Consider the following 4,044-nt stretch of genomic DNA (forward strand, 5'->3'; position numbering starts at 1 on the left):
TTTGGGCTGATCCATGATACTTCGCGTCCATTGTTCTGCGTTGGCCCTTTCCCGGTGTGCAGGGGCGGAACCAACCCGGTTTCCGGTTGGCCGGCCCGGCACCCGTGCGGGGGGCAGGCCGGACTGCCCCGGCGGCGATGAATGGCGGCTCATGGCACGAAAACCATGGCGACCGTAGCGTAATCGCGCTGTGTTACTCCGATTAAGTATGTAAATACAGTCTCTAATTCCGGGACTGTTGTTAATTGGCCACACCAAAGGCGATAGCAATTGAATACAGGATGGTTTTTGTCCTATACCCTCCCGAAAGGCTTCATGTGTCGTACAAGTCCGCAACCTCGGCATGCTCTGGATGCAGGCTGAGTCAGGTTGGGCTTGTTTTCTTGTAGGTGGATGTGACCATAGTCCAGCCTACCAGACTTGAAATATGAGACCGGCGGTTGGGCCGGTGCAGGAGCAGAGGTTTCATGGCCGTTCCGATTATGCAGGCAGTCCGCGTCGGTGCCTATGTTGTCAAGCAGCATGTCACGCGGCGCAAACGTTATCCGCTCGTGCTGATGCTCGAGCCCTTGTTCCGCTGCAACCTGGCCTGCGCCGGGTGCGGCAAGATCGATTATCCCGCCCAGATCCTCAATCAGCGCCTGAGCGTTCAGGAATGCCTTGATGCGGATACCGAGGCCGGTGCGCCGGTCATTGCCGTGGCCGGTGGCGAGCCGCTGCTGCACAAGGAAATGCCCGAGATCATCCGTGGGCTGATCGCGCGCAAGAAGTACGTGTATCTGTGCACGAACGCCCTTCTTCTGGAAAAGAAGATGGACGATTACGAGCCCAGCCCCTTCTTCTCGTGGGACGTGCATCTTGATGGCGACCCGGAGATGCATGACGCCTCCGTCTGTCAGGACGGCGTGTACGAACGCGCGGTCGCGGCGATCAAGAAGGCGAAGGCCCGTGGCTTCCGCGTGTCGATCAACTGCACCCTGTTCGACGGGGCCGACCCGAAGCGTGTCGCGGCCTTCTTCGATGAAGTGATGGCCATGGGCGTGGATGGCATCATGACCGCGCCGGGCTATGCCTATGAGCGCGCGCCGGATCAGGAACACTTCCTGAACCGCCAGAAGACGAAGCAGCTCTTCCGCGACATCTTCCGTCTTGGCAAGGGCAAGAAGTGGCGTTTCACGCAGTCGCCGCTGTTCCTGAACTTCCTTGCGGGTAACGAGCAGTACCACTGCACGCCATGGGGCAAGCCGCTGCGCAACCCGTTCGGCTGGCAGCGCCCGTGCTACCTGCTGGGTGAAGGTTACGCCAAGAGCTTTGAAGAACTCATGGCCGATACCGACTGGGACGCCTACGGCACCGGCAATTACGAAAAATGCGCCGACTGCATGGTCCATTCGGGTTACGAATCAACGGCCGTGATGGATGCGGTCCGCCGCCCCTGGCACATCGCCAAGGTCGCGCTGTTCGGGCCGGAGACGGAAAAGCCTATGGTTCCGGAAATCTCGCTGGAACACCAGCGCCCGGCTGAATACGTCTTTACCCAGCACGTTGATACCAAGATGGCGGAACTCGCGGCCCGCAAGAAGCCGGCAGCGCCCCCGCGCGTGAACAAGGTGTCCGCGCCGGCTGAAACGGCCGACGCCGCCGACTGACGACAGGCGGACCAGCCCCCTTGCGGGGCGGCATGATGGAAAAAGGCGGGACCGTGGGGTTCCGCCTTTTCTTTTTGCATGTCCCGGCCCCGGTACGCGCAGTGTGCCCGGACGGGCAATTATGCTGTAGGATGGCGGGATCATGGTTGTCTCACTGATTGTCATATTGTGCCTGGTCCTGCTCAACGGGCTTTTCGCCATGGGTGAACTGGCGCTCATTTCCGCCCGGCGCGCGCGGCTCGCCATTCTGGTGCGCAATGGCACGGCCGGGGCCGACCGGGCGCTGAAACTGGCGGGCGATCCGCAGAGCTTCCTTCCCACCGTCCAGATCGGCATGACCCTTGTCTCGATTCTGGAAGGTACTTTTGGCGGCAGCAGTATCGAGGCGGGCGTCAGCCGCTGGCTGGCCCAGATCCCGGCCCTGCATTCCATTGCCGATGAAATTGCCATGCTGCTGGTGGTCAGTGCCATTACCGCCGTCATGCTGGTGCTGGGCGAGCTGGTGCCCAAGCAGATCGCGCTCCGCCAGCCCGAACTGATCGCCGCGCGGCTGTCGCTGCTGCTGGAATGGATGGCGTGGCTGACCCGCCCGGTGGTGTGGCTGCTGGGGCGGTCGTCCGAACTGGTGCTGAAGGTCATGGGAATTGGCGGCGCGATCCGCCAGTCCGTCTCGGTCGAGGAACTGCGGGCCTATATTGCCGAGGGCGCGCAGGCGGGCGTGCTGGAGCAGGAGGAGCGCGACATGATCGAGCGCCTGCTGCGCCTGGCCGAGCGCCCGGTGCGCGCGATCATGACCCCCCGCAACGAACTGTGCTGGGTGGAACGCCACGTATCACGCGCGCAACTGCTTCAGGTCCTGCGTTCGACCACCTATTCCCGCATCGTGGTGTGCGAAGGGGGGGTGGATAACCCCGTGGGCATAATTCTGGCCAAGGACATGCTTGACCGTTTTCTGGATGGCAAGAGCCCCTCCATCGGGGTGGGGCTGCGGCATCCCATCTCCGTGCCCGATACGCTGTCCGCCTTCGACATGCTGGAGCGGATGCGGGCATCCCCGCTGGGTCTGGCGCTGGTGCTGGATGAATATGGATCGTTCGAGGGGATCGTCACCTCATCCGACCTGTTCGGCGCGATCGTGGGTGAGCAGCATGAGCCGGGCAATACCCCGCCCCAGCGTCTGGCGCATGACAGTGTTCTGGTGCTGGACGGCTCCATGCCCGCCGATGAGGTCAAGGACCGGCTGGGCCTGTCCGATCTTCCGGCGGAAGGCAGTTATCATACGCTGGCGGGTCTGATACTGGCCCTGCTGCGCCGCGTGCCCGCCAGGGGGGATAAGGTGGTCTTTTCGGGCTGGCTGTTCGAGGTGCTGGAAATGGAGGGCCGCCGCGTGGTGCGGGTGCAGGCCAGCCGCCAGCTTCTGGCCGAGAACTGAGGCCGGACTGGCCTGCCGGACACGGCCTGAAAATAACTGACAGGAGTTTCCGGGCGCCGCCCGTTTTCAAAAAGGCGGTGTTCCCGGAAGGCTTCCAGAAAAAAGGGGCGCATCCGGTATCGGGATGCGCCCCTTTTTTACAGCGATACGGGCTGTAATGTTCAGTGGATGGTGTGGCCGGCATGCCCCGCCATGGCGGTTTCCGAACCGAAGGCAGGCCATTCATTGCGCGCCAGCGTTTCGAGCGAGGGGGCGGCCAGACCCAGCCGGTCGGCGTAGATCCAGAGATAGGTAAAGGCCCGGCGGACATAATCGCGCGTCTCATTGCTGGGCAGGCTCTCGATATAGAGTAGCGGATCCGCATCCTCGTCCATCGTGGCGCTGCGGCGCGAAATGGCGGATGGCCCGGCATTATAGCTGGCCAGCATACGGATCATGTCACCGCCCGCGGGCACGTGCCGCCCCCCGGCCTGTGCGGAAAGCTGGCCCAGATACAGGACGTAACGCTGCCCGATATCCAGATTGGTCGCGGGGTCATGCAACGCCGCCGGGTGGCGGGTGAAGCGGTCCTTTTCATGCACCACGAAACCGGCGGTCACCGGCATGACCTGCATGAGACCATGTGCGCCGGAACCTGAAACGGCATTGGTGTCGAAATTGGATTCCAGCCGTGTCAGGGCATAGACCAGCGCCGGATCCATGCGGAAGCCATGCGCGGGCTGGAGTGGGGGCAGGGGGAAACGGGCGGCGTGCGTGCTGTGTTCGTTTTCGTTGGTGTCGATCAGCATGAGCATCTGGGTTGCCAGATCCTTCATGCCCATGGCGTCGGCCACCATCTGGGTGGAATGGCACAGGGCGGCGTCGTTCTGGATGTCGGGCCACATGCGGCGCAGCGTGGCTTCCGCCCGGTCACGTTCCCCCACCTGCAGCAGGGCGAAGGCGCGGCGGCCGCGGGTGTCGCGG

At 63.0% G+C, this 4,044-nt stretch carries 3 protein-coding genes; 2 read left to right on the top strand and 1 reads right to left on the bottom strand.

Annotated features, from left to right (window positions below; all coding sequences use genetic code 11):
• Positions 1 to 467 precede the first annotated feature (467 nt).
• A complete protein-coding gene (gene hpnH / locus JCM25156_RS10370; protein WP_025813031.1) occupies positions 468 to 1,649 on the top strand; it encodes an adenosyl-hopene transferase HpnH in 1,182 nt (393 codons plus the stop codon).
• Between the two features lie 142 nt (positions 1,650 to 1,791).
• A complete protein-coding gene (locus JCM25156_RS10375) occupies positions 1,792 to 3,081 on the top strand; it encodes a hemolysin family protein (RefSeq protein WP_025813032.1) in 1,290 nt (429 codons plus the stop codon).
• Between the two features lie 161 nt (positions 3,082 to 3,242).
• On the opposite strand, the gene JCM25156_RS10380 is transcribed toward JCM25156_RS10375, so the two are convergent.
• A partial coding sequence (locus JCM25156_RS10380) for a lytic transglycosylase domain-containing protein (RefSeq protein WP_025813033.1) occupies positions 3,243 to 4,044 on the bottom strand: 802 nt, incomplete at its 5' end.

The sequence above is a fragment of the Komagataeibacter kakiaceti JCM 25156 genome (assembly GCF_000613305.1).